Raw genomic sequence first — 19,808 nt, 5'->3', positions numbered from 1 at the left:
GCCGCGTGCGAGCGGCATTCCGCTCGCCGCGGCCGCCCTCTGTCATCGCTACGGCGCGACAGGACCCACTCCGAAGCCCAGGGCCTCGAGCACCCGCACGAGCGCGTCGGGCTCGCCGACGTTGCCGGGCACGACCACGTACAGGCGCTCGGCGCCGTCGGCGGCTACCAGGCGCCAGACCGAGACGCCGGGCAGCACCTGGCCGAGCACGGTGGCCCGGGTGGCGCCGAGGCCGATGCGTGCGACGTCGGCCGACGTGATTCCGCCCTTGGAGACCACCACCTCGGCCAGCGGCAGGAGACCGCGCACCGACGAGGTGAGCGCCTCCATGACCATGCGCCCGTGCTCGAGGGTGTTGTGGTCGGCCGAGCGGTCGCGTTCGGTGGTGATTGTGGCCACCCCAATGGCGGTGAGCGCCTGGGCGGCCACGGCTGCCGTCGTGATGCCCGCTCCGCGAGGGTCGTCGAGGGCGGACAGGGTGGGAATCACGATCGCGGGCCCGGCGACGGCCTCGAGAAGCGCCAGTTGCGCGGTGGCACCGGCTGTGTGGGACCCGCACACCACCAGCGTGGGAAAGGGTTCGGGAACGAGCGGCGTGGGCAGCAGTCCGTGGCTTTCGACGCCGGCCAGCGCGGCGGCCAACGGTGAGGCGCTGCGCACGACGATATTGGCGCCGCGGGCCCTGGCGGCTTCCACGCCGCGGGCGATCAGACGGATGTCGTCGTTGGTCACGGCATCCGGCAGCACGACGGAGCCGGCCGGGGCGTCGAGCAGGGCATCGGCAGTCCTGCCGGCGCGCACTCGGTCGAGGGAGACGGTGCTGGCGCTTCGGCCCGATTTCTGCCGTACGTAGTCGACGAGAACCGCGGTCTCAAACGGGAACACCGGATCTGCCGCGAATTCGGTGAGGTGCGCCGGCACCCGCTCCGAGCCCTGCCGCACGTAGTGCACGCCGTTTTCGGTGGTGCGGCCGCCGTCGGGGAACGCGGGAACGAAGAGCACCACTGACGCGTCGTCGGCGAAGACCAGCGTCTCGGTGAAGACATGACCACGCAGGGTGGAATCGCCGCGCAACACCACCTGAACGGGTTCGCCCAACCTCTCCGCGGTGGCCAGCGCGTCGGCCCGGATGGCCCGCATCAGCGCCACCGCTTCGTCTTCGGGGATGGCGCGCGAGTTCGTGAGAACGTAGACGCTGTCGGCGGCGGTGAGCGCTTGCTCGATCAGCTCGGCGCTGCTCTCGAGGAGCACGACAACATCGCTGGCCGATTGGGTGCCGGTGGGATCGTCGTCGAGGACGATGGTTTTCATGGGAGTTCCTCTGCTGGATTCGAACCGCGAGTACCGGGTGGGGCCGGGGCACCGGGGCGTTTCGCCCCGGCACCCCAGCGGTCATTAGCGGGGTTCGCCGGCGATGATGGCGTCGACGGCGGCGCGCTCCTTGCGCCCCCAGGTCTCCTTGGTCACCAGGGCGCCGACGAGGCCGATCAAGCCGCAGCCCATGTAGACCAGGGCGACGCCGCCGAAGCCGAGCGGTACGGCGATGGCCGCGGCGATCAGCGGGATGAAGCCGGAGATCGCGGCCGAGAACTGGTACCCGAGGGATGCGCCGGAGTTGCGGGTGGCGACGGGGAAGAGTTCGGAGAACCAGGCGCCCTGGGTGCCGGCCAGCATGTCGTGGATCACGGTTAGACCGAACACGTAGGCGAACACGATCAGCATGGCGCTGCCGGTGTTGACGAGGCCGAACAGGGGGAAGCCGAACGCGATCAACAACAGGGTGCCGACGATGTACACGGGCTTCCGGCCGATCTTGTCGCCCAGGCGCCCCCACAGGATGGTCGCGACCACGCCGAGCGCCGCGGCGATGACGAGACCGGTCAGGGCCACCGATCGCTCGGCAATGGGCTCGTCTCCGCTGGAGATGTAGGAGATCAGGTAGGTCACGATCACGTAGAACCCGCCGGACTCCGCCAGGCGCAGGGCGATGGCGCGGAGCACGTTGCGCCAGTCGCTCTTGAGCACCGAGAGCACCGGGTTCTTCTCGAGCTCGCCGGCGGCCTTGGCTTCTTCGAACTCCGGCGACTCGGTGACCTTGAGGCGGATGATGAGGCCGGCCACGATCAGCACGGCGCTGAGCAGGAACGGCAGGCGCCAGGCGAGTTCGTTGTCGAGTCCGACCGAGAACAGGAAGACCAGGTTGGCCAGCAGCAGGCCCAGCGGTACGCCGGCCTGCGGGATGGCCGTGTACAGACCGCGTTTCTTCCACGGTGCGTGTTCGAAGGTCATCAGAATCGCCCCACCCCACTCGGCGCCGAAAGCCAGGCCCTGGATGATGCGGATCAGAGTGAGCAGGATCGGAGCGAGCAGGCCCACCTGCGAGTAGGTGGGCAGCACGCCGATGAGCACTGTGGCGAAGCCCATGATGAGCAGGGCACCCACGAGCACGGGCTTCCGCCCGTACTTGTCGCCGAGGTGGCCGCCGATGATGCCGCCCAGGGGCCGCATGGCGAAGCCGATACCGAAGGTGAGGAAGCCCAGCAGCACCCCGACAACGGGGTCTTCGGAGTGGAAGAACGCATCGCCGAAGTAGAGTGCCGCCGCCGTGCCGTATGCCAGGAAGTCGTAGTTCTCGATGGTGGTGCCGACGGCACTGCCGACAGCGGTCTTGAGCTTGTCGGGCGAGCCTTCCCTGGCCCGGATCGAGGCCGGGATGGTTGTGCTGGTGGATGCGGTCATTCGAGATATCTCCTTTGATAGTCGGCGGGTGACCCCGCAGGGGTGGACACCGACGAAGGAGCCCCGGATCTCCCGGGGTCCGGGCTATCCGGGAGGGTAGGTCCCTCCGACGTTGCCAATCTTGTAAAAGTCGTGGATGTGTTCGCTCACCAGCCGGGATGCCGCTGGGGCGTCCCTCCGGATGATGGCGTCGAGGATGGTGCGGTGTTCGCGGCGCACGACCACGGCGGTCGCGCGCCAGTCGTCGAGCCGCTCGTAGGCTTCGATCATCTGGCGGTTGATCGCGGTGCGGAGCGAACCCATCAGGTGGGCGGTCAGGGTGTTCCCGGTGGCCTCGGCGATGCGCACATGGAACGCGGTGTCGAGCCGGTTGAACTCCTTGGCCTCGATGGACAGGTCGTCCATCTGGTCGAGGATGGCGGCCAGATCGCGGTGGTCGTCAGCCGATGACCTGGTTGCCGCCTCCGTGCACGACCAGGTTTCCAGGGCCGTGCGGGTGTCGAGCACGTCGGTCGAGTCGAAGTGTCCGAGCGCGAGTTGCAACTTGAGCAGGTTGACGAAGCCCGGACCGGGGGTGCCGACCAGGACAGCTCCCCCATCCGCTCCGCCGCCGCGGCGGATGTCGACCACGCCGAGGGCTTCGAGCACCCGAAGTGATTCCCGCAGGGACGGCCGGGATACCCCGAGGAGCACCGCCAGGTCCCGTTCGCTGGGCAGGTGGTCGCCGGCCTTCAGCCGGCCGTCGAGGATGCGTTCCTCGATCTGCGACATGACCTGCTCGTACGTGCGAAGCCGTTGGACGGGTTCCCACCCTTTTGCGTTCGTCACGATATCTGCACCCCTGGGCCGAAATGATGCCGAGGCCGGCTGCCTCCACACCGCTCATCCTAGGTTCCCAACGCATGGACTGACCGTCAGACCGCCGACAGCGCGGCGTTCTGTTCGGCCCGGAACTCGGTCTCCAGTTCGCGGCGGAACTGTACGGCGAGCTGGGTCTCGTCGAGTTCGACATCGTTCCACGACACCGTGGTGTCCGCGGGCACGTCGCGGATGAGCTTGGCGCCGTGGGCCAGGCCCAGTGGCAGGGCTTCCCGTTCGAGCGAGAGGTGGGCGGGGGCGAGCTTGCCGAAGACCGTGTAGCCGCCTTCGCCATCCAGGGTGTCGCCGGCACGCAGTGCCTTCTTGGTGGTGGTGACGACGTCGCCGCGGAAGCCGGTGGGTGACCCGGTGGCTTCGTTGCGCAGCACCGCGGCGGCGATCGAGACATTCAGTTCGAGGCCGATCATGTGGTACGGCCGGTAGAGCGACCCGTAGCGGCCGGTCTCGTCGGTGTGCACGCCGTACTCCTTGAAGCACTGGGCGGCGTAGTCGGTGGTGGCTTCGAAGGTGACGTAGACGCCCCAGCGCAGGTTGTCGGGCACCTCGGTGCCGTCGCGGTACATGCTCGAGGCGATCTCGACGGTGCCGCGTCGGGTGAGGCTGCCGCCGGGGAAGGTGTTCTCGCGGAAGACGCCGGGCAGGTCATCCTTGCTCGCCGAGGGGAAGAGCAGGCCCTCCTCCTGCGGAATGAGCCCGGTGCCGTTGGCGACGGCGGCCATTTCGATTGCGGACTTGGTGCCGTCGAGGAAGGAGTTGAACATCTTCGGGTTGTAGTCGCCGGAGGCGATCTGCTCCGGCGTGAAGCCGTAGTAGTCCCAGACGGTGTCGGGGGTGGAGTAGTTGTACTCGGGCAGGTACTTGGTGCCCTTGCCCGCGGCCACGACGTCGAAGCCCACCGTGCGGCACCAGTCGACGAGTTCGCAGATCAGCGCCGGCTGGTCGCCGTAGGCCATGGCGTAGATCACGCCCGCCGCCTGGGCGCGGCGCTGCAGGAGCGGCCCGACCATGCAGTCCGCCTCCACGTTGACCATGATGACGTGCTTGCCGTTGTCGATGGCCTTGACCGCGTGATACGTGCCTATGAGCGGGTTGCCGGTGATTTCGAGGATGACCTCGATCTCGCCGCGCTCGAGCAGGTCGTCGGCGCTGGCGGTGACGAAGGTTCCGCCGGTGCGAATGGCCTCGTCGAAGGAGCCGGCTGCGTACCGCTCGACCGGCCAGCCGGTGCGGGCGAGAGCATCCCTGGCCTTGGGCACGTTGATGTCGGCAACACCGACGACGTGGATGCCGGCCGAGCCGAGCGCCTGGGTGAGGAACATCGAGGCGAACTTGCCGGCGCCGATGACGCCGACCCGGATCGGTCCGGCGGTTTCGGTGCGCTTCTGCAGCAGCGAAAACAGATTCATTTGTCTACTCCCTTGTAGGTTTCTTGACGCCCATGACTGGGGTTGTGGCTGGAACTAAGTTGTGATGGATAGATGGTCTGACCATCTGCATGAGAGAGCTTCGCTTATCCCCGACGCGTCTGTCAAGCGCGAACTCAAAGTATTCGGCGCAACAAAAAGAGGGTGCCGGCCGAAGCCGGACACCCTCTTGAGGCGAGACCGGTAGGTCGCGCGACGCTTAATTGCCGGTCAGCGGCGGTCCAGGACCGTCTTGACACCCCACCAGACCACCGTGCCCACCGTGGCCGCGGCCGCGAAGGCGATACCGGCCAGCGCCGGCGGATTGTCCTCGCCCAACCGGTGCAGGCCGAGGGTGAACCGGCGGGTGTTGATCTTGACCTGCTTGGGCACATTGAGCTTGTACTCGATCGCGTCGAGGGTGCCGGCGAGTGCGGCGCGGGCGCGGTCGGCCTCCGCGCGCAGCTCTGCGGTGCTGTGGTGCTCCGGCTTGGCCTCAGGGGCGTTCCTGGTGTCGTCAGTGGTCATAGTCGCCAACTCCCTTGAATGCGTCCACGTCTTTCTGCAGGTTCGCGGTCACGCCGTCTGGGTCGTGCCGCGTGCCCTTCTTGACCCGGTTGAGCCCGATCAGGGCCAGGATCACCGCGACCAGCAGCAGGCCGACGGCGACGATGAGCGCAGACAGCCATAGCGGCAGCGCGAGGTCGATGGCGATGACGGCCACCGCAATGAAGACCAGCACCGCGAAGTAGGCGAACACCGCGGCGCCGATGAAGAGGCCCAGCCCGATGCCGACATTCTTGGCCTTGCCGGAGATGTCCGCCTTGAAGGCGTCGATCTCGGCCTTGATCAGGGCGGTGATCTGGCCCGGGAGTTCACTGAGGAGGGTGAACAGGGACTGCTTGCTCTTGGGGTTATACCCGCTGTTACTCACTGGCATCCTTCCTGGGCTGTTGTCGGTGAGATTACTGCGCGTTCGTGTCTGCCGCGGCGTCGGTGGCCGACTGGGCCGCGGTGGTCGCCGAGGCGGCCGCTGCCTTCGCCGACTTCGTCGCAGAAGCGGCCGCCTTGCTGGCGGCCGTCGCACTGCCGGCGTCGGCCTTGGCATGGGCGTCCTTGGACTTGTCAGCCTTGTTCTGCACCGCAGAAGCGACCTTCTTGCCCGCTTCGAACAGGGCTCCGGGAACGTCGCCGACGCGCTCGAGGGCGAAGTCCTTGACCTCGTTCACGCGCTTCTGCACGGGCGGTCGGTTCCACAGGTCTGACGCGGCGGACGCGATCTGGTCGTAGCGCTTACGGCCGGCTCGGGCGCCGAGCACGTAGCCGACGAGGCCACCCGTGATGAAAAGAAGCTTTCCCCGCATTGTGACTCCATTCCTTTACGTTCATGTATTGCCAGCGTAACCCCCCGAACCGACGAGGAACATGTGCGCGTGGCGAAGAACATTCCTGATCAGAGGTCTAGCACTGCCCGTCTGGCACGGATACCCGCCGCCAGGGCGTCGGGTATCACCGACGCCAATCCGGTGCCGGAAAGCCAACCACCGGTGGCGTCGAGGCCGGGCGTCTGCTCGATCGCCTCGCGAACCTGGCGGATTCGCTCCGGTGCGCCGATCGTGGCCGGTGAGAGGCCATCGCTCCACAGGGTGCGGGCGAATCCGCGCACCTGGTGCACGGCGAGGTCGACCCCGAGAATGGCGGCGGCGTCGTGCACGGCGAGGTCGGTCAATTCGGCGTCGCTGAGGTCGAGGGTGGGCACCGGCTGCCCGGCCCGGCCGTAGGAGAGCCGCACCACATGCTGGCCGGGCGGGGTGAGCGCGTCGACCCAGGCCCACTTGGCGGTGACATGGGTGAGCGCCTTGGCGGTAACCCCGGGCGTGCCGGCGGCCACGAGCACACCGGTGCCGCGCGGGTGGGCGTCGAGGGCGGGCGCGTCGATCACCAGGGTGGCGAGTTCCACTGCGGCCGGCACGGGCCAGTCGAGGGCTGCGAGGCCGGCGAAGTCGTCGCCGATCGGGGCGAGCAGAGCAAGGGCGGATGCCGCGGGCACGGCGAGGACGATGTGCCTGGCTTCGAGAGTGCGCGGTTCGGCCTCGGCCGGGGAAGCTGCGGCGAGGTCGGCATCCGGGGCGGGGGCGAGGTCGACCAGCCAGGTGCGGCTGCTGGTCACCGTTCCGTCGTCGGCGACGGTCTCGGTGTCGACCGGCCGGAAGCCGGTGACGGTGGTGCCCGGGCTGATCTCGACGTCGTAGAGCCGCAGATCGTCGACCAGGGCATCGACGAGGGTGTGCATGCCGCCGCGGAGTCCCCGCACCGCCGAACCGGCCGGCGCAGCGATGCGCATCGCGGTGACGGCACCGGAAAGCGAACCGGCGACGGTGAGGGCGCGGTTGAGGCCGGGAGCCACGACATCCACCTCGAGGTCGGCGGCCGCGGTGGCGTAGACGCCGCCGGCGACGGGGTTGACCAGGCGGTCGAGCACCTTCTTGCCCATCCGTTTCTCCACCAGCTCGCCCAGGCTGTGCTCGCGGCCGATCTTGAGCACCGGCATCAGCCGGTCGGCGTAGGCGCGCACCGCTCCAGACCAGCCGATGGCCCGGCGCACGTCTTCGGCCAGCGGGGAACCGGGGATACCGAGCACGCCGGCCTTGGGCAGCGGCACCGACACCGGCACGCCGCCGGGGCGGTTCGCCGGCAGGTGCAGCCAGGCGCCGGCCGGATTGGGTTCGAGGATCCGTTCGGTGAGGCCGAGGTTGGCCAGGAACGCCGCGACGGTATTACCACGCACCGCGAAGCTCTCCGCGCCGCTGTCGAGCGTCAGACCGGCAACCTCATGGCCGGCGACGGCCCCGCCGACGGCACTCGCCGCCTCCAGCACACCGACACTGAGCCCGAGGTGGGCGCATTCCCGGGCCGCCACCAGACCGGCGACACCTCCGCCGATAATCAAGACGTCCTTCATGACCATGCTTTCCGTCGGCGGCTTCTCTGCTGCCGGCACTGTGCGCTAGAGCGCGAGGGAGGGGGTGGAACTGGTTTCGTGCACGAACTCGACCAGCCGGGTGAGCACATCCGGGTCGGTCTCCGGCGGCACGCCATGGCCCAGGTTGAGCACGTGCGACGGCGCGGTGCGCCCACGCTCGAGCACGTCGAGAACGTGGGCCTCGAGCACCGGCCAAGGCGCATTCAGCAGGGCCGGGTCGATATTGCCCTGCACGGGCACGACGCCGCCGAGCCGCCGACTGGCCTCGTCGAGCGGCACCCGGTAGTCGACACCGACCACGTCGGCGCCGATGCCGTGCATGGCCTTGAGCAGTTCGCCGGTGCCGACGCCGAAGTGCACGACGGGTACGTTGCGGCGGATCGACTCGGGGTCCGCGGCCTCGTCGCCGACGGACTCAGCGTAGGTGAGGTCGCGCACGTGGGCGATCGCGGCGGCGGAGGCGGGGGCGACGAACCGGGTGTAGTCGTCGAGCGAAAGCGCGCCGGCCCAGGAGTCGAACAGCTGCGCGGCGCTCGCGCCGGCGAGCACCTGGGCGCGCAGGAACCGGCCGGTGACCTCGGCGGTCCAGGCCATCAACGCCGCCCAAGCATCCGGGTCGGAGTGCATGAGGGTGCGGGCGTGGATGTGGTCCTTGGACGGGCCACCCTCCACGATGTACGCGGCCAGGGTGAACGGTGCCCCGGCGAAACCGATCAGCGGGGTGGAGCCCAGCTCGGCGACGGTGAGCGCGACGGCCTCCCGGATGGGCGCCAGAGCGGTGTCGAGCACTGCCGGGTCGAGCGCGGTGAGGCGTTCAACATCCGCGGCGGTGCGCACCGCCTGGGCGAGCACCGGGCCCTTGCCGGCGACGATCTCGACCTCGACGCCCACGAGCTTGAGCGGCACCACGATGTCGCTGAACAGGATGCCAGCGTCGACGCCGTGCCTGCGGATCGGTTGCAGGGTGATCTCGCTGGCCATCGCCGGGTCCAGGCAGGCGTCGAGCATGCGGGTGCCGACCCGCAGTTCGCGGTACTCGGGCAGTGAGCGGCCGGCCTGGCGCATGAACCAGACCGGGGTCACGGCGGGACGGGTGCCCTGGTAGGCCCGCACGAGCCTGGAGTCGGAGGTGAGGCCGGAAGATAGTGGGTGCGCAGTCTCGAGATTCATCGTCTTCGATTGTCCTCTACATCCGCGCCACGCACGATTCGGGTAGCCACGCTGCACAACGTAGAATCAAGCAGTGTTGATTTGTCTGTCCGCGAACCACAAGAATTCCAGCTTCGACGTGCTGGAAAAACTCTCTGTGGGCGCTGATGCCGCAGCGGGCGGGATGCTCAACGGCCACGACGCGCTCAACGGCGCCATCGTCGTGGCCACGTGCAACCGCTTCGAGGCCTACCTCGACCTGGACGAACCGTTCGGGGTCTCCCCGCTTCCCGCCGTCTACGCGGCGATCGAAGCCGTGAGCGCGAGCACCGGCGTGAGCAGCGACCTGCTGCGCGACACCCTCGACCTGGTGCACGGCAACGGCGTGGCCGACCACCTCTTCGCCGTGACCAGCGGACTCGAATCCGTGGTTGTCGGCGAGGGCGAAATCGCCGGTCAGGTACGCCGCTCCCTCGAAGACGCCCGCGCCCAGGGCACCACCAGCCCCGAGCTGGAGCGCCTGTTCCAGCGGGCCTCACAGACCTCCCGCGGGGTGAAGAACCGCACCGGCATCGGCGCGGCCGGACGTTCGCTCGTGCGCCTCGCGCTCGAACTGGCCGAGAGCCGGGTCACCGACTGGGCGCACACCCGGGTGCTGCTCGTCGGCACCGGCCGCTACGCCGGCGCCTCCCTGGCCGCGCTCCGCGACCTGGGCGTGACCGATGTGCGGGTGTACTCGCCGTCGGGCCGCGCGGTGCGGTTCGCCTCCTCGCACCAGATCGAGGCGCTGCCCACGGATGCCGACGCCCTGGCTGCCGAGACCGCGCTGGCCGACCTCATCCTCACCTGCACCACCGCGGACCACCACGTGATCGATGGGGGCATCCTCACCGCCGGCCGCGCCCTGGTGGCCGCCCGGCACAGCAGTGCTGCCGACCCCGCCGACATCTCGGGCGACGCCGCCATGCGCGCCTGCCCGGTGGGCACCGAGCACCAGGCCGGCCGCCAGCTGGTGATCGACCTGGGCCTGCCGCGCAACGTGGACCCGGACGTGAGCGAGGTGGCCGGCGTCGAGCTGCTCGACCTCGAGACCATCCGCATCCACGCTCCGCTCGAAGAGCTCAACGCCACCAGCGAGGCCCGCCGGCTGGTCGACCGGGCCGCGCGCAAGTTCTCCGCCGTCGCCGAGGAACAGAGCCTGGCACCGGCCGTTGTGGCCCTGCGGTCCTACGTCTTCGACATCCTCGACGCCGAGATCGAACGGGCCAAGGCCCGCGGCGACAACAGCGAGCAGACCGAGTCCGCGCTGCGGCACCTCGCCGGCGTTCTGCTGCACACCCCGATGGTGCGCTCCCGCGAACTGGCCAGGGCCGGCGAGCAGGCCGCCTTCCTCGGCGGGCTCGACGCCCTGTTCGGCATCGACGTGGCCGGCCCGTCCGTCACAGCCGCTGGCACCGGAAACGCCGAAGCCGAGGCCCCGATCGACATCTCCCCCGCCGTTCTCCGGCCGCTGCCGCTGTCCGGCGACGCCGCATCCGGAACCGCGGGCGCCGCCTCCTAAGCCACTTCCCGTCTCCCGAGGGTGCTGCGCGTGTGCCGCGTGGTGGCCATTTTGCGGCGCGCGGGCGGCGCGCCGATTCGCGGGTGGCGCGCCGCACGCGAAACGGCGCCCGACCCGCGCTTCGCAAGAAGGCGGGTCGGGCGCCGGATGTCGACGGGCGGGTGAGCCCCTGAGGGGCGGTTACGCTCCGCGCAGGCGCACGGCCAGGTAGGCGTCGAGCTCGGCCAGGGGCACGCGCTCCTGCGCCATGGTGTCGCGGTCACGCACGGTCACGGCCTGGTCCTCGAGTGAGTCGAAGTCCACCGTGATGCAGTACGGGGTGCCGATCTCGTCCTGGCGACGGTAACGGCGGCCGATGGCACCGGCGTCGTCGAAGTCCACGTTCCAGGATTCGCGCAGGCGCGCGGCCAGCGAGCGGGCCATCGGCGAGAGGGCTTCGTTGCGCGAGAGCGGCAGCACGGCGGCCTTGATCGGGGCCAGTCGCGGGTCGAGCTTGAGCACGGTGCGCTTGTCGACGCCGCCCTTCGCGTTGGGCACTTCTTCCTCGTGGTACGCGTCGACGAGGAACGCCATCAGCGAGCGGGTGAGGCCGGCCGCGGGCTCGATCACGTAGGGGATCCAGCGCTCGTTCTTTGTCTGGTCGAAGTAGGAGAGGTCCTTACCGGAGGCCTCTGAGTGCGTCTTGAGGTCGAAGTCGGTGCGGTTGGCCACACCCTCGAGCTCGCCGAACTCGCTGCCGGAGAAGCCGAAGCGGTACTCGATGTCGACGGTGCGCTTGGAGTAGTGCGAGAGCTTCTCGGCGGCGTGTTCGTAGAGGCGCAGGTTCTCGGGGTTGATGCCGAGGCCCATGTACCAGCTCATCCGCTGGTCGATCCAGTACTGGTGCCATTCCTCGTCGGTGCCGGGCTCGACGAAGAATTCCATCTCCATCTGCTCGAACTCGCGGGTGCGGAAGATGAAGTTTCCGGGGGTGATCTCGTTGCGGAAGCTCTTGCCGATCTGGCCGATGCCGAACGGGGGCTTCATGCGCGCGGCCTGCAGCACGTTCGCGAAGTTCACGAAGATGCCCTGCGCGGTCTCGGGGCGCAGGTAGTGCATGCCGGCCTCGTCGTCGACCGGGCCGAGGAAGGTCTTGAGCAGGCCGGAGAACGCGCGCGGCTCGGTCCAGGTGTGCCGGTTGCCGCAGTTGGGGCAGGCGATGCCGTCGATGCCGCCTTCGGGCGGGCGGCCCTTCTTCTCCTCGAATTCCTCCACCAGGTGGTCTTCGCGGAAGCGCTTGTGGCAGCTGGTGCACTCCACCAGCGGGTCGGAGAAGACCTCGACGTGGCCGGAGGCCTCCCAGACCTTGCGCGGCAGGATGACGGAGGAGTCGAGGCCCACGACGTCGTCGCGGCTGGTGACCATGAAGCGCCACCACTGCTTCTTGATGTTCTCCTTCAGCTCCACACCGAGGGGCCCGTAGTCCCAGGCTGACCGGCTACCGCCGTAGATCTCACCGGCCTGGAAGACGAACCCGCGGTGGCGGGCGAGGGCGATGACGGAATCAAGACGGGAAAGTGCGGCCACGGTGGCTCCAATGGTCCAAAAGGATGGTCAAAACACCGGGCTTGAGCCCGGGTACGGATTCGTCCATTTTAGCGATGTGGGCACGGCCCCCGATTACGGGCGTTGCCTGTGCACCCTCAGCACCGCTATCTTCGACTCGTTCGACCCACGCGTCGCTCGTTGCACGCTATTCAGCAGCTCCAACGACCGGCTCCGGGGGGAGGACCGCCGTGCGGCAGGACCAGGCACCACCCGCGGCACGGGCCACCCCAGCGCACCCCCGGCCGCTGACGGCCCGCGCCGTCACCCGTCGTACCCTGCTCGCATCCGCCGGGCTCTCCCTCACCCTGGCCGGATGCGCCGCGATCGCGCCGCGCCGGCGCCTGGTCACCCCGGCACCGGCTCTGTCCGCCACCCCCACCCACCCGCCCCGGCCGTTGCCCGCGACGGCGGCGCCGCCCACTCCGTTCCGCCAGCCCAAGCCCGTGCTCACCCGGGTTCCCGTGCCGGCCGGCACCCTCTCCGAGCTGCCCGGCGACGGCGCCCTGCTCGCCTGGACGGTCGACGACGGGTCCAGTTCCGAGGTACTGGCCCGGTACATCCGCTTCGCCGCCGAAACGGGCACCCGGCTGACCCTGTTCGTCACCGGCTGCTACGACGCCTGGACCGACAATGCCGAGCGGCTGCGCCCGCTCGTGCAGTCCGGTCAGGTGCAGCTGGGCAACCACACCTGGTCGCATCCAGACCTCAGCACCCTCGCCGACGGGGACGTGACCGCCGAACTCAGCCGCAACCACGACTTCATCACCGACACCTTCGGAGTGGATGCCCGGCCGTATTTCCGGCCGCCGTTCGGAGTGCATGACGACAGGGTGGATGCCCTGGCCGCGGACCTCGGCTACTCGGTGCCGACCACCTGGTACGGCTCGCTGTCGGATTCGGGACTCATCACCGAGCCACAGGTGGTGGAGTTCGCGACGACGTGGTTCCTGCCGCAACACATCGTGATCGGGCACCTGAACTTCGAACCGGTCACCAACGTGTTCCCGCAGCTGACCGGCCTGCTGCATGCCCGGGGCCTGACCACGGTCACCCTCAACGATGTCTTCACCAGCGCCGCTCACCCCTGACGTTCCTGGGTCGAGACACGCCCACTGGGGACCAATGGCACCATTGCGGCCCGCGGCGGCTGTTACGGTTGGCGGGTAACCCGGCAATCTGCTGTGAGTTTCAGTGTGTATCTCAAAGGGGAGTACCAATGGGCGCGACGTCCAGCATTCCGCAAGGCGCAACCGACGAACCAGACCTCACCCAGGACCCGGCGCTGCCGCCGGTGGCTCTGGATCCCACCATCCACGAGGCCGAGGAGGCCCGGTGGACCCCGCTGAAGATCGGCATCTGGGTGGCCATCGCGCTGCTCGGTGGCCTCAGCTGGGTGATGTTGGCCGTGGTGCGCGGCGAGACCGTGAACGCGATCTGGTTCGTCTTCGCCGCGATCTGCACCTACCTCATCGGCTACCGGTTCTACTCGAACTACATCCAGAAGCACCTGCTGCGACCGGATGACCGCCGGGCCACGCCCGCCGAGTACAAGGCCGACGGCAAGGACTACGCCGCCACCGACCGCCGGGTGCTCTTCGGCCACCACTTCGCCGCCATCGCCGGCGCCGGCCCCCTGGTAGGCCCGGTGCTCGCCGCGCAGATGGGTTACCTGCCCGGCACGATCTGGATCATCGTGGGCGTCGTCTTCGCCGGCGCCGTGCAGGACTACCTGGTGCTGTTCTTCTCCATGCGCCGCGGCGGCCGTTCACTCGGCCAGATGGCCCGCGACGAGCTCGGCCGGGTCGGCGGTACCGCCGCCCTGATCGCCACGCTCACGATCATGGTCATCATCGTCGCCATCCTCGCCCTCGTCGTGGTGAACGCCCTCGCCGAAAGCGCCTGGGGTGTCTTCTCGGTCGGCATGACCATCCCGATCGCCCTGTTCATGGGCTGCTACCTGCGGTTCTTCCGCCCGGGCAAGGTCACCGAGATCTCGATCATCGGCTTCGTGCTGCTCATCGCCGCCATCGTGGGTGGTGGCGCCATCGCCGGCACCGAGTGGGGAGCGGCGATGTTCCACATCGACAAGCTGCCCCTGGCGATCGGCATCATTGTCTACGGCTTCGTCGCCGCAATCCTGCCGGTCTGGCTGCTGCTGGCCCCCCGGGACTACCTCTCCACCTTCATGAAGATCGGCACCATCGGCATGCTCGCCCTGGCGATCGTGATCGTGCGGCCCGAGATCTTCGTGCCGGCGGTCAGCGAATTCGCCACCAGCGGCACCGGACCCGTGGTGAGCGGCCAGCTCTTCCCGTTCCTCTTCGTCACCATCGCGTGCGGCGCCCTCTCCGGCTTCCACGCGCTGATCGCCTCTGGCACCACGCCCAAGCTGATTGAGAAGGAACGCCAGACCCGGTTCATCGGCTACGGCGGCATGCTGATGGAATCGTTCGTGGCGATCATGGCCCTCGTGGCTGCCCTGTCGATCGACCGCGGCATCTACTTCGCCATGAACTCCTCGCCCGCCCTCACCGGCGGCACCGTCGAGGGCGCGGTCACCTTCGTCAACAGCCTGGGCCTGACCGGCGTGAACCTCACCCCGGAGATGCTCACCCAGACCGCGAAGGACGTCGGCGAAGCCTCCATCGTCTCCCGCACCGGCGGCGCCCCCACCCTGTCGGTGGGCCTGGCGCACATCATGCAGCAGGTGGCCGGCGGCAGCGGCATGATGGCGTTCTGGTACCACTTCGCGATCATGTTCGAGGCGCTGTTCATCCTCACCGCAGTGGATGCCGGCACCCGCGTGGCCCGGTTCATGCTGCAGGACAGCCTGGGCAACTTCTTCCCGAAGTTCAAGGACACCTCCTGGCGCACCGGCGCCTGGCTTACCACCGGCGTCATGGTGGCGGCCTGGGGCGCGGTACTCGTGATGGGCGTCACTGACCCGCTCGGCGGCATCAACACGCTGTTCCCGCTGTTCGGCATCGCCAACCAGCTGCTCGCGGCTATCGCCCTGGCGGTGTGCATGGCCATCGTGGCCAAGCGCGGCATGTTCAAGTACCTCTGGATCGTCGCGGTACCCCTGGCCTTCGCGGCAGTGGTCACCATCACGGCATCGATCCTGAAGATCTTCTCGAGCGTGCCGTCAGTGGGCTACTTCGCCCAGAACGCCGCGTTCTCCAAGGCGCTGGCCGCCGGCGAGACGAGCTTCGGCACGGCCACCTCGGTCGAGGCGATGGAGGCCGTGGTTCGCAACACCATGGTGCAGGGCATCCTGTCGATCATCTTCGTCACGCTGGCCGTTATCGTGATCTTCACCGCCCTGCAGGCCACCTGGAACGCCTGGCGCACCCACTCGAACGCCACCAACGAAGACCTGGCCGTGCCGTCGCGCATCTTCGCCCCGTCGGGCCTGGTGGCCACGCCGGCCGAGAAGGCCACGCAGGCCGAGTGGGACAACCGGCCGGCCACCGGCACGCGCAAGGTGCGCGGGCACTGATGACGGAGACCTGCTGATGGGCGTGGTCACCGCGGTGCGCTCGGCGGCCGCCGGGCTGGCCTGGTACGTCAAGGGAGTGCTGGGCGAGGATGCTTACGACAAGTACCGCGCGCACCACGAGTCGGTGCACGGCGCCGACACCGCGGTGCCGTGCATGACCGCGCGAGAATTCTGGCGCGACCAGACCGACCGGCAGGACGTGAACCCGCAGGGCCGCTGCTGCTGAGCGGAATCGCCTCCTGACGACCTACGGCCCGCCCGGGTGACGCATCCGGGCGGGCCGTAGCATGGGAGGCGATGACTGACACAACGAGCCCCCAGCCGACCAAGCCCACCCTGAACAAGGACACCCGGCTCTGCATATCGCTGGCCGCGCGCCCGAGCAACTTCGGCACCCGGTTCCACAACTACCTCTACGAGCAGTTCGGTCTGGACTTCGTCTACAAGGCGTTCACCACTACCAACCTGCCCGGCGCGATGGCCGGAGTGCGAGCGCTCGGCATCCGCGGCTGCTCGGTCTCGATGCCGTTCAAGGAAGACGTGATCGCCCTCGTCGACGAACTCGACGCCTCGGCCACGGCCATCCAATCGGTGAACACCATCGTGAACGACGACGGCTACCTGCGCGCCTACAACACCGACTACATCGCCGCCGCCGACCTGGTGAAGAGCAACCGGCTCGACCCGGCCACCCCGTTCCTGCTGCGCGGCTCCGGCGGTATGGCCAAGGCCGTCGCCGCGGCGCTCCGCGATTCCGGCTTCGCCGACGGCACCATCGTGGCCCGCAACGAGCGGAGCGGCCGCGCCCTGGCCGACGAGCTCGGTTACCGCTGGTTGGCCGAGCCCGGCGACGCGACCGCGCCGTTGCTCGTGAACGTGACCCCGATCGGCATGGCCGGCGCCGCCCAGTCGTCCGAGTCGGCGTTCAGCACCGCGGCGATCGCGGCCTCCGACACCGTCTTCGACGTCGTGGCGTTGCCGGCGGAAACCCCGCTCATCCTGGCCGCGCGGGCCGCCGGCAAGACCGTGATCACCGGTGCGGAGGTCATCGCCCTGCAGGCCGCGGAGCAGTTCGAGCGGTACACCGGCGTTCGGCCAACGGCCGAACAGGTGCAGGCCGCGTCGGCCTTCGCCCGCGCGTGACCGAGCGGCCCGCGACCGGAGCGCTGCCCGACATCCTGGTGGCCGCGATCGCGCTGATCCGCGACCGCCGGGTGCTCATGGTCACCGCCCGCGGCCGCGACGTCTGGTTCATGCCCGGCGGCAAGATAGACGCCGGCGAGACCGAGGCGGATGCCGCCGTGCGCGAAGCGTGGGAAGAAGTGGCCGTGCGGCTGGACCCGGCCACCCTGGTGCCCCTGTTCACGGTGCTGATCCAGGCGCACGGCGAACCAGCGGGTCGGCTCGTGCGGATGAGCGTGTTCGGTGCGGAAACCCCGGATGAGCCCGCGGCGAGCGCCGAGGTGAGCGCCGTGCACTGGGCGACATCGGCCGACGAAAGCCGCTGCCCTCCCGCCGGGGTAGAGGTGCTGCGGCGCCTGCACGCCGCCGACCTGATCGACTGATCCGCCGCCCGGTGCGGCAGCGCGGCACCGGGCGTACCCTGCCTGCATGACCGACGAGCAGCCGCTTCCCTGGGCCGAGATCCGGCTCTGGGAGATCGGTATGCTGCAGCTGGCCACCGGCAGCGGTCTCGAGCACTGGCTCGCTCGCATCCGGGAACTCGGCCCGGTCGACGAACACGCAATGCGGGACTGGCTCACCGCAGAAGGGGTCACCGGCTACCCCCGGTCGCTGCTCGTGCACGAAACATTCGGCTACCCGCACTCCACCGTGCGGGCGGCCGACGAGCTGATCGACGCCCAGTACGCCGACCGGCCGACGCTGCGGCCCATCCTCGACGCCGTGCTGCTCTGCGCCGGTGAACTCGACGACGTCAGCATCCAGACCCGCACGAGCCACGTTGCCCTGACCGGCCCAAAACGCACCTTCGCGGTGGTGCAGCCGACCACCCGGCACCGGGTGGACCTGGGCTTGCGCATCGAGTTGCCCAGCCCGCCCCCGAGCACCCGTCTGCGATCCACCACCGATCTCGGCGCCGATTTTCCCGCCCGCATCGGGCTCGCCTCGCCCGCTCAGGTGGACGCCGAAGTGGCCGCGTGGCTCAAGCACGCTTACGATGCCACGCTTTGATCGAGGCTTCATCAAGCTCGGTCGCGCTCTGCCGCTGCCGGCCCGAAGTATCGGGGTCAGCGCTGGTTTGCACAAGGGGGTGCGGACCAGTCTGTTTTCGCCCTATGGTCGGCGAATGAAGCGAATCACCTACAACGGCGAGCCCCTGGTCACCGGTACTGGCGTCACCGAGGCGCTGGTGCACTACGTGACTCACGTCGCGGGCATGGCCGCCGCGGTTGCGGTCGACATTCCCGTGCTCGAGCGAAACGGAACCGTGCAGGCGCACACCCTCATCCTGAGCAACTCGACCCAGCTGACCGTGAAAGACGTCGACGGACTGACCGAGGACGAGAGCGCGAGGTTCCCGGTGCCAGAGCTACCGCCGGTGGGCGGGCAGGCCTTCGCGATGGCCCCCGAGACCATCCGGCAGGACGCGCCCTTCCTCGACGAGGATCCGCTCGACCTGACGCAACGCTGACCGCGACGGCTCAGCCGGCGGGTGCGGCCGGCTCACTGCTCAACAACAGGCCCTGGCCGCTGTTCGCCGATGCCGTGAGCACCTCGATCCACGCGCGATTGAGGCTCGGGGTCTTGCCGCCGTAGTACTTGAAGTACAGCGGGATGCTGTTGTGCAGCCACACGCTGGAGCGGCCGTCGCCGATCGCCGGCGAGTCGTTCCAGGAGAGGAAGAAACTCTCGCCCCGGCGAAGCTTCGACCCGATGACGATCTGCAGGTGAACGAGCGCACGGTCTTCGAATTCGACTTCGATGCCGTCGTAGATGAGCTTGCCGATGGTGTGCCTCCGTTGTCAGGACGCCCGCCTGTGCGAGCGCGCCCAGCTGTCCATCTCTATGACGTTTCCCGCCCGGGTTTCGTCATGAAATCCGTCGATGGACCAGGTCACGGGTGTGAGGGGCGGAGAAAGCTGAGCGCGGCGCCGTTCGCATACCGGAGAGCCGCCATCGGGTGACGCCCGGCCGAGAGTGCGGCGATCAGTGCGCCGGTGTGAGCATCACCGGCCCCATTCGTCGACGGCACGGTGGCGGGAATCGCGGCAACCCGCACCGGTGGGCGCCCGGTCACCGCGAGGATGCAGCCCTCGGCGCCGACCCGCACGACCGCGTAGCCCGGCCTGGGCGTCTGCCCGCTCCCGCGCACACCGTCAGGGTCGAGGCGCACGGCGAGCGCGGCAGCCGCTTCGACCGCTCTGGTATGCCCGGTGAGCAGGGTGGCCTCGCGGGCGTTGCAGCTGAACCAGTCCGCCCGGGTGAACAATGCCGCGAGGTGCGACGGGTCGAGATCGTGCCCGAGCGGGCCTGGGTCGACGACGAGCGTGGCCGGGCCGGGCAGCTCCGTGAGAGCGGCGAGGATGGCCCGGCGGGTGACCGGATGCACCAGGCCGTAGCCGGAGAGGTAGACCGCATCCGTGGTCCGCAGCGGCACCTGGCCGAGCAGGGCGGGCTCGAACTGCCCCTCAGCACCGGGCAGGGTGACGAAGGTGCGCTCACCGGAGGGTTCGACGAGCACCAGGCAGAGGCCGGTGTCCATGCCCGGCAGCGCGGCCAGTACGGTCTGGATGCCCGCGGCCGCGAGCCGGGCCCTGGCCAGGTCGCCGAACGGCCCGGTGCCGGTGGTGCCGGCGTGCACGGTGGGCAGGCCTTCGCGCCGGGCAGCCGCCATGGCGATGAAGCCGCCGCCGGCCTTGAGGGTGCCGCCGCTGGCGAAGACGTCACCGCCGCGCTCCGGCAGGTTCGACACGAAGGAGAGCACGTCCACGACGACGGTGCCGAAGCTCACCAGGCGGTCGATCGGGCGGGGCGCGTCGGTCATGC

Annotated in this window: 20 protein-coding genes; 8 read left to right on the top strand and 12 right to left on the bottom strand. The window is 69.1% G+C overall.

Annotation, left to right across the window (positions count from 1 at the left end; genetic code table 11):
- Nucleotides 1-48 precede the first annotated feature (48 nt).
- The 9 genes from CTB96_RS05505 to hemE all read right to left on the bottom strand — a co-directional run bounded on the left by CTB96_RS05505 (nt 49) and on the right by hemE (nt 9,174).
- Entirely contained in the window at nt 49-1,311 is a 1,263-nt protein-coding gene (locus tag CTB96_RS05505; RefSeq protein WP_110125849.1) for a four-carbon acid sugar kinase family protein, read from the bottom strand.
- Between the two features lie 84 nt (nt 1,312-1,395).
- Nucleotides 1,396-2,739, bottom strand: a complete 1,344-nt coding sequence (locus tag CTB96_RS05500; RefSeq protein ID WP_110125848.1) for an MFS transporter — start codon at nt 2,737-2,739, stop codon at nt 1,396-1,398.
- A gap of 84 nt (nt 2,740-2,823) precedes the next feature.
- On the bottom strand, nt 2,824-3,567 hold the full coding sequence (locus CTB96_RS05495) for a FadR/GntR family transcriptional regulator (protein ID WP_110125847.1): 744 nt from the start codon (nt 3,565-3,567) through the stop codon (nt 2,824-2,826).
- A gap of 86 nt (nt 3,568-3,653) precedes the next feature.
- Nucleotides 3,654-5,024, bottom strand: a complete 1,371-nt coding sequence (locus CTB96_RS05490) for an NAD(P)H-dependent oxidoreductase (protein WP_110125846.1) — start codon at nt 5,022-5,024, stop codon at nt 3,654-3,656.
- 228 nt (nt 5,025-5,252) lie between these two features.
- On the bottom strand, nt 5,253-5,549 hold the full coding sequence (locus CTB96_RS05485) for a DUF3618 domain-containing protein (protein ID WP_110125845.1): 297 nt from the start codon (nt 5,547-5,549) through the stop codon (nt 5,253-5,255).
- Nucleotides 5,539-5,955: a phage holin family protein gene (locus CTB96_RS05480; protein ID WP_181397147.1), complete on the bottom strand. Its 417-nt coding sequence runs from the start codon at nt 5,953-5,955 to the stop codon at nt 5,539-5,541. Before CTB96_RS05480 ends, CTB96_RS05485 begins: the two co-directional genes overlap by 11 nt.
- A gap of 31 nt (nt 5,956-5,986) precedes the next feature.
- Nucleotides 5,987-6,385, bottom strand: a complete 399-nt coding sequence (locus CTB96_RS20460) for a hypothetical protein (protein ID WP_181397146.1) — start codon at nt 6,383-6,385, stop codon at nt 5,987-5,989.
- An 89-nt stretch (nt 6,386-6,474) separates the two neighbouring features.
- Nucleotides 6,475-7,983: a protoporphyrinogen/coproporphyrinogen oxidase gene (locus tag CTB96_RS05475; protein ID WP_248283229.1), complete on the bottom strand. Its 1,509-nt coding sequence runs from the start codon at nt 7,981-7,983 to the stop codon at nt 6,475-6,477.
- Nucleotides 7,984-8,028: 45 nt separating this feature from the next.
- On the bottom strand, nt 8,029-9,174 hold the full coding sequence (gene hemE, locus CTB96_RS05470) for a uroporphyrinogen decarboxylase (protein ID WP_110125842.1): 1,146 nt from the start codon (nt 9,172-9,174) through the stop codon (nt 8,029-8,031).
- A gap of 73 nt (nt 9,175-9,247) precedes the next feature.
- Between hemE and CTB96_RS05465 the strand changes: the two genes are divergently transcribed.
- Nucleotides 9,248-10,714, top strand: a complete 1,467-nt coding sequence (locus CTB96_RS05465) for a glutamyl-tRNA reductase (protein ID WP_110125841.1) — start codon at nt 9,248-9,250, stop codon at nt 10,712-10,714.
- Between the two features lie 180 nt (nt 10,715-10,894).
- Here CTB96_RS05465 and CTB96_RS05460 read toward each other — a convergent pair whose 3' ends face one another.
- The gene (locus CTB96_RS05460; RefSeq protein WP_110125840.1) at nt 10,895-12,280 is read right to left on the bottom strand and encodes a glycine--tRNA ligase; all 1,386 of its coding nucleotides are present in this window, start codon (nt 12,278-12,280) and stop codon (nt 10,895-10,897) included.
- A gap of 209 nt (nt 12,281-12,489) precedes the next feature.
- Between CTB96_RS05460 and CTB96_RS05455 the strand changes: the two genes are divergently transcribed.
- The 7 genes from CTB96_RS05455 to CTB96_RS05425 all read left to right on the top strand — a co-directional run bounded on the left by CTB96_RS05455 (nt 12,490) and on the right by CTB96_RS05425 (nt 18,453).
- Nucleotides 12,490-13,389, top strand: coding sequence for a polysaccharide deacetylase family protein (locus CTB96_RS05455; RefSeq protein ID WP_219993215.1), 900 nt, complete (start codon nt 12,490-12,492; stop codon nt 13,387-13,389).
- A gap of 128 nt (nt 13,390-13,517) precedes the next feature.
- Nucleotides 13,518-15,800, top strand: coding sequence for a carbon starvation CstA family protein (locus CTB96_RS05450; protein ID WP_110125838.1), 2,283 nt, complete (start codon nt 13,518-13,520; stop codon nt 15,798-15,800).
- A 16-nt stretch (nt 15,801-15,816) separates the two neighbouring features.
- Complete coding sequence (locus CTB96_RS05445) at nt 15,817-16,026, top strand: YbdD/YjiX family protein (protein ID WP_110125837.1); 210 nt, start codon at nt 15,817-15,819, stop codon at nt 16,024-16,026.
- A 71-nt stretch (nt 16,027-16,097) separates the two neighbouring features.
- A complete protein-coding gene (locus CTB96_RS05440; RefSeq protein WP_110125836.1) occupies nt 16,098-16,943 on the top strand; it encodes a shikimate 5-dehydrogenase in 846 nt (281 codons plus the stop codon).
- Nucleotides 16,940-17,365: an NUDIX hydrolase gene (locus CTB96_RS05435; RefSeq protein ID WP_248283228.1), complete on the top strand. Its 426-nt coding sequence runs from the start codon at nt 16,940-16,942 to the stop codon at nt 17,363-17,365. The genes CTB96_RS05440 and CTB96_RS05435 overlap by 4 nt, the downstream gene beginning before the upstream one ends.
- A gap of 46 nt (nt 17,366-17,411) precedes the next feature.
- A complete protein-coding gene (locus CTB96_RS05430) occupies nt 17,412-17,993 on the top strand; it encodes a DUF5655 domain-containing protein (protein ID WP_110125835.1) in 582 nt (193 codons plus the stop codon).
- 115 nt (nt 17,994-18,108) lie between these two features.
- On the top strand, nt 18,109-18,453 hold the full coding sequence (locus tag CTB96_RS05425) for a hypothetical protein (RefSeq protein WP_110125834.1): 345 nt from the start codon (nt 18,109-18,111) through the stop codon (nt 18,451-18,453).
- Nucleotides 18,454-18,463: 10 nt separating this feature from the next.
- On the opposite strand, the gene CTB96_RS21060 is transcribed toward CTB96_RS05425, so the two are convergent.
- Entirely contained in the window at nt 18,464-18,757 is a 294-nt protein-coding gene (locus CTB96_RS21060) for a DUF7882 family protein (protein WP_486601451.1), read from the bottom strand.
- A gap of 119 nt (nt 18,758-18,876) precedes the next feature.
- Entirely contained in the window at nt 18,877-19,806 is a 930-nt protein-coding gene (locus tag CTB96_RS05415) for a PfkB family carbohydrate kinase (protein WP_219993214.1), read from the bottom strand.
- Nucleotides 19,807-19,808: the final 2 nt, after the last annotated feature.

The sequence above is a fragment of the Cryobacterium arcticum genome, from assembly GCF_003185895.1.
GTDB classification, from domain to species: Bacteria; Actinomycetota; Actinomycetes; order Actinomycetales; family Microbacteriaceae; genus Cryobacterium; species Cryobacterium arcticum.
This window is presented reverse-complemented; position numbering and strand designations above follow the sequence as displayed.

What these genes read in the sequence shown, in the direction of transcription:
- hemE (WP_110125842.1), bottom strand. Translation starts at nt 9,174, where the DNA reads ATGAATCTCGAGACTGCGCACCCACTATCTTCCGGCCTCACCTCCGAC.
- CTB96_RS05485 (WP_110125845.1), bottom strand. Translation starts at nt 5,549, where the DNA reads ATGACCACTGACGACACCAGGAACGCCCCTGAGGCCAAGCCGGAGCAC.
- CTB96_RS05445 (WP_110125837.1), top strand. Translation starts at nt 15,817, where the DNA reads ATGGGCGTGGTCACCGCGGTGCGCTCGGCGGCCGCCGGGCTGGCCTGG.
- CTB96_RS05450 (WP_110125838.1), top strand. Translation starts at nt 13,518, where the DNA reads ATGGGCGCGACGTCCAGCATTCCGCAAGGCGCAACCGACGAACCAGAC.
- CTB96_RS05440 (WP_110125836.1), top strand. Translation starts at nt 16,098, where the DNA reads ATGACTGACACAACGAGCCCCCAGCCGACCAAGCCCACCCTGAACAAG.
- CTB96_RS05425 (WP_110125834.1), top strand. Translation starts at nt 18,109, where the DNA reads ATGAAGCGAATCACCTACAACGGCGAGCCCCTGGTCACCGGTACTGGC.
- CTB96_RS05430 (WP_110125835.1), top strand. Translation starts at nt 17,412, where the DNA reads ATGACCGACGAGCAGCCGCTTCCCTGGGCCGAGATCCGGCTCTGGGAG.
- CTB96_RS05500 (WP_110125848.1), bottom strand. Translation starts at nt 2,739, where the DNA reads ATGACCGCATCCACCAGCACAACCATCCCGGCCTCGATCCGGGCCAGG.
- CTB96_RS20460 (WP_181397146.1), bottom strand. Translation starts at nt 6,385, where the DNA reads ATGCGGGGAAAGCTTCTTTTCATCACGGGTGGCCTCGTCGGCTACGTG.
- CTB96_RS05415 (WP_219993214.1), bottom strand. Translation starts at nt 19,806, where the DNA reads ATGACCGACGCGCCCCGCCCGATCGACCGCCTGGTGAGCTTCGGCACC.
- CTB96_RS05490 (WP_110125846.1), bottom strand. Translation starts at nt 5,024, where the DNA reads ATGAATCTGTTTTCGCTGCTGCAGAAGCGCACCGAAACCGCCGGACCG.
- CTB96_RS05475 (WP_248283229.1), bottom strand. Translation starts at nt 7,983, where the DNA reads ATGAAGGACGTCTTGATTATCGGCGGAGGTGTCGCCGGTCTGGTGGCG.
- CTB96_RS05505 (WP_110125849.1), bottom strand. Translation starts at nt 1,311, where the DNA reads ATGAAAACCATCGTCCTCGACGACGATCCCACCGGCACCCAATCGGCC.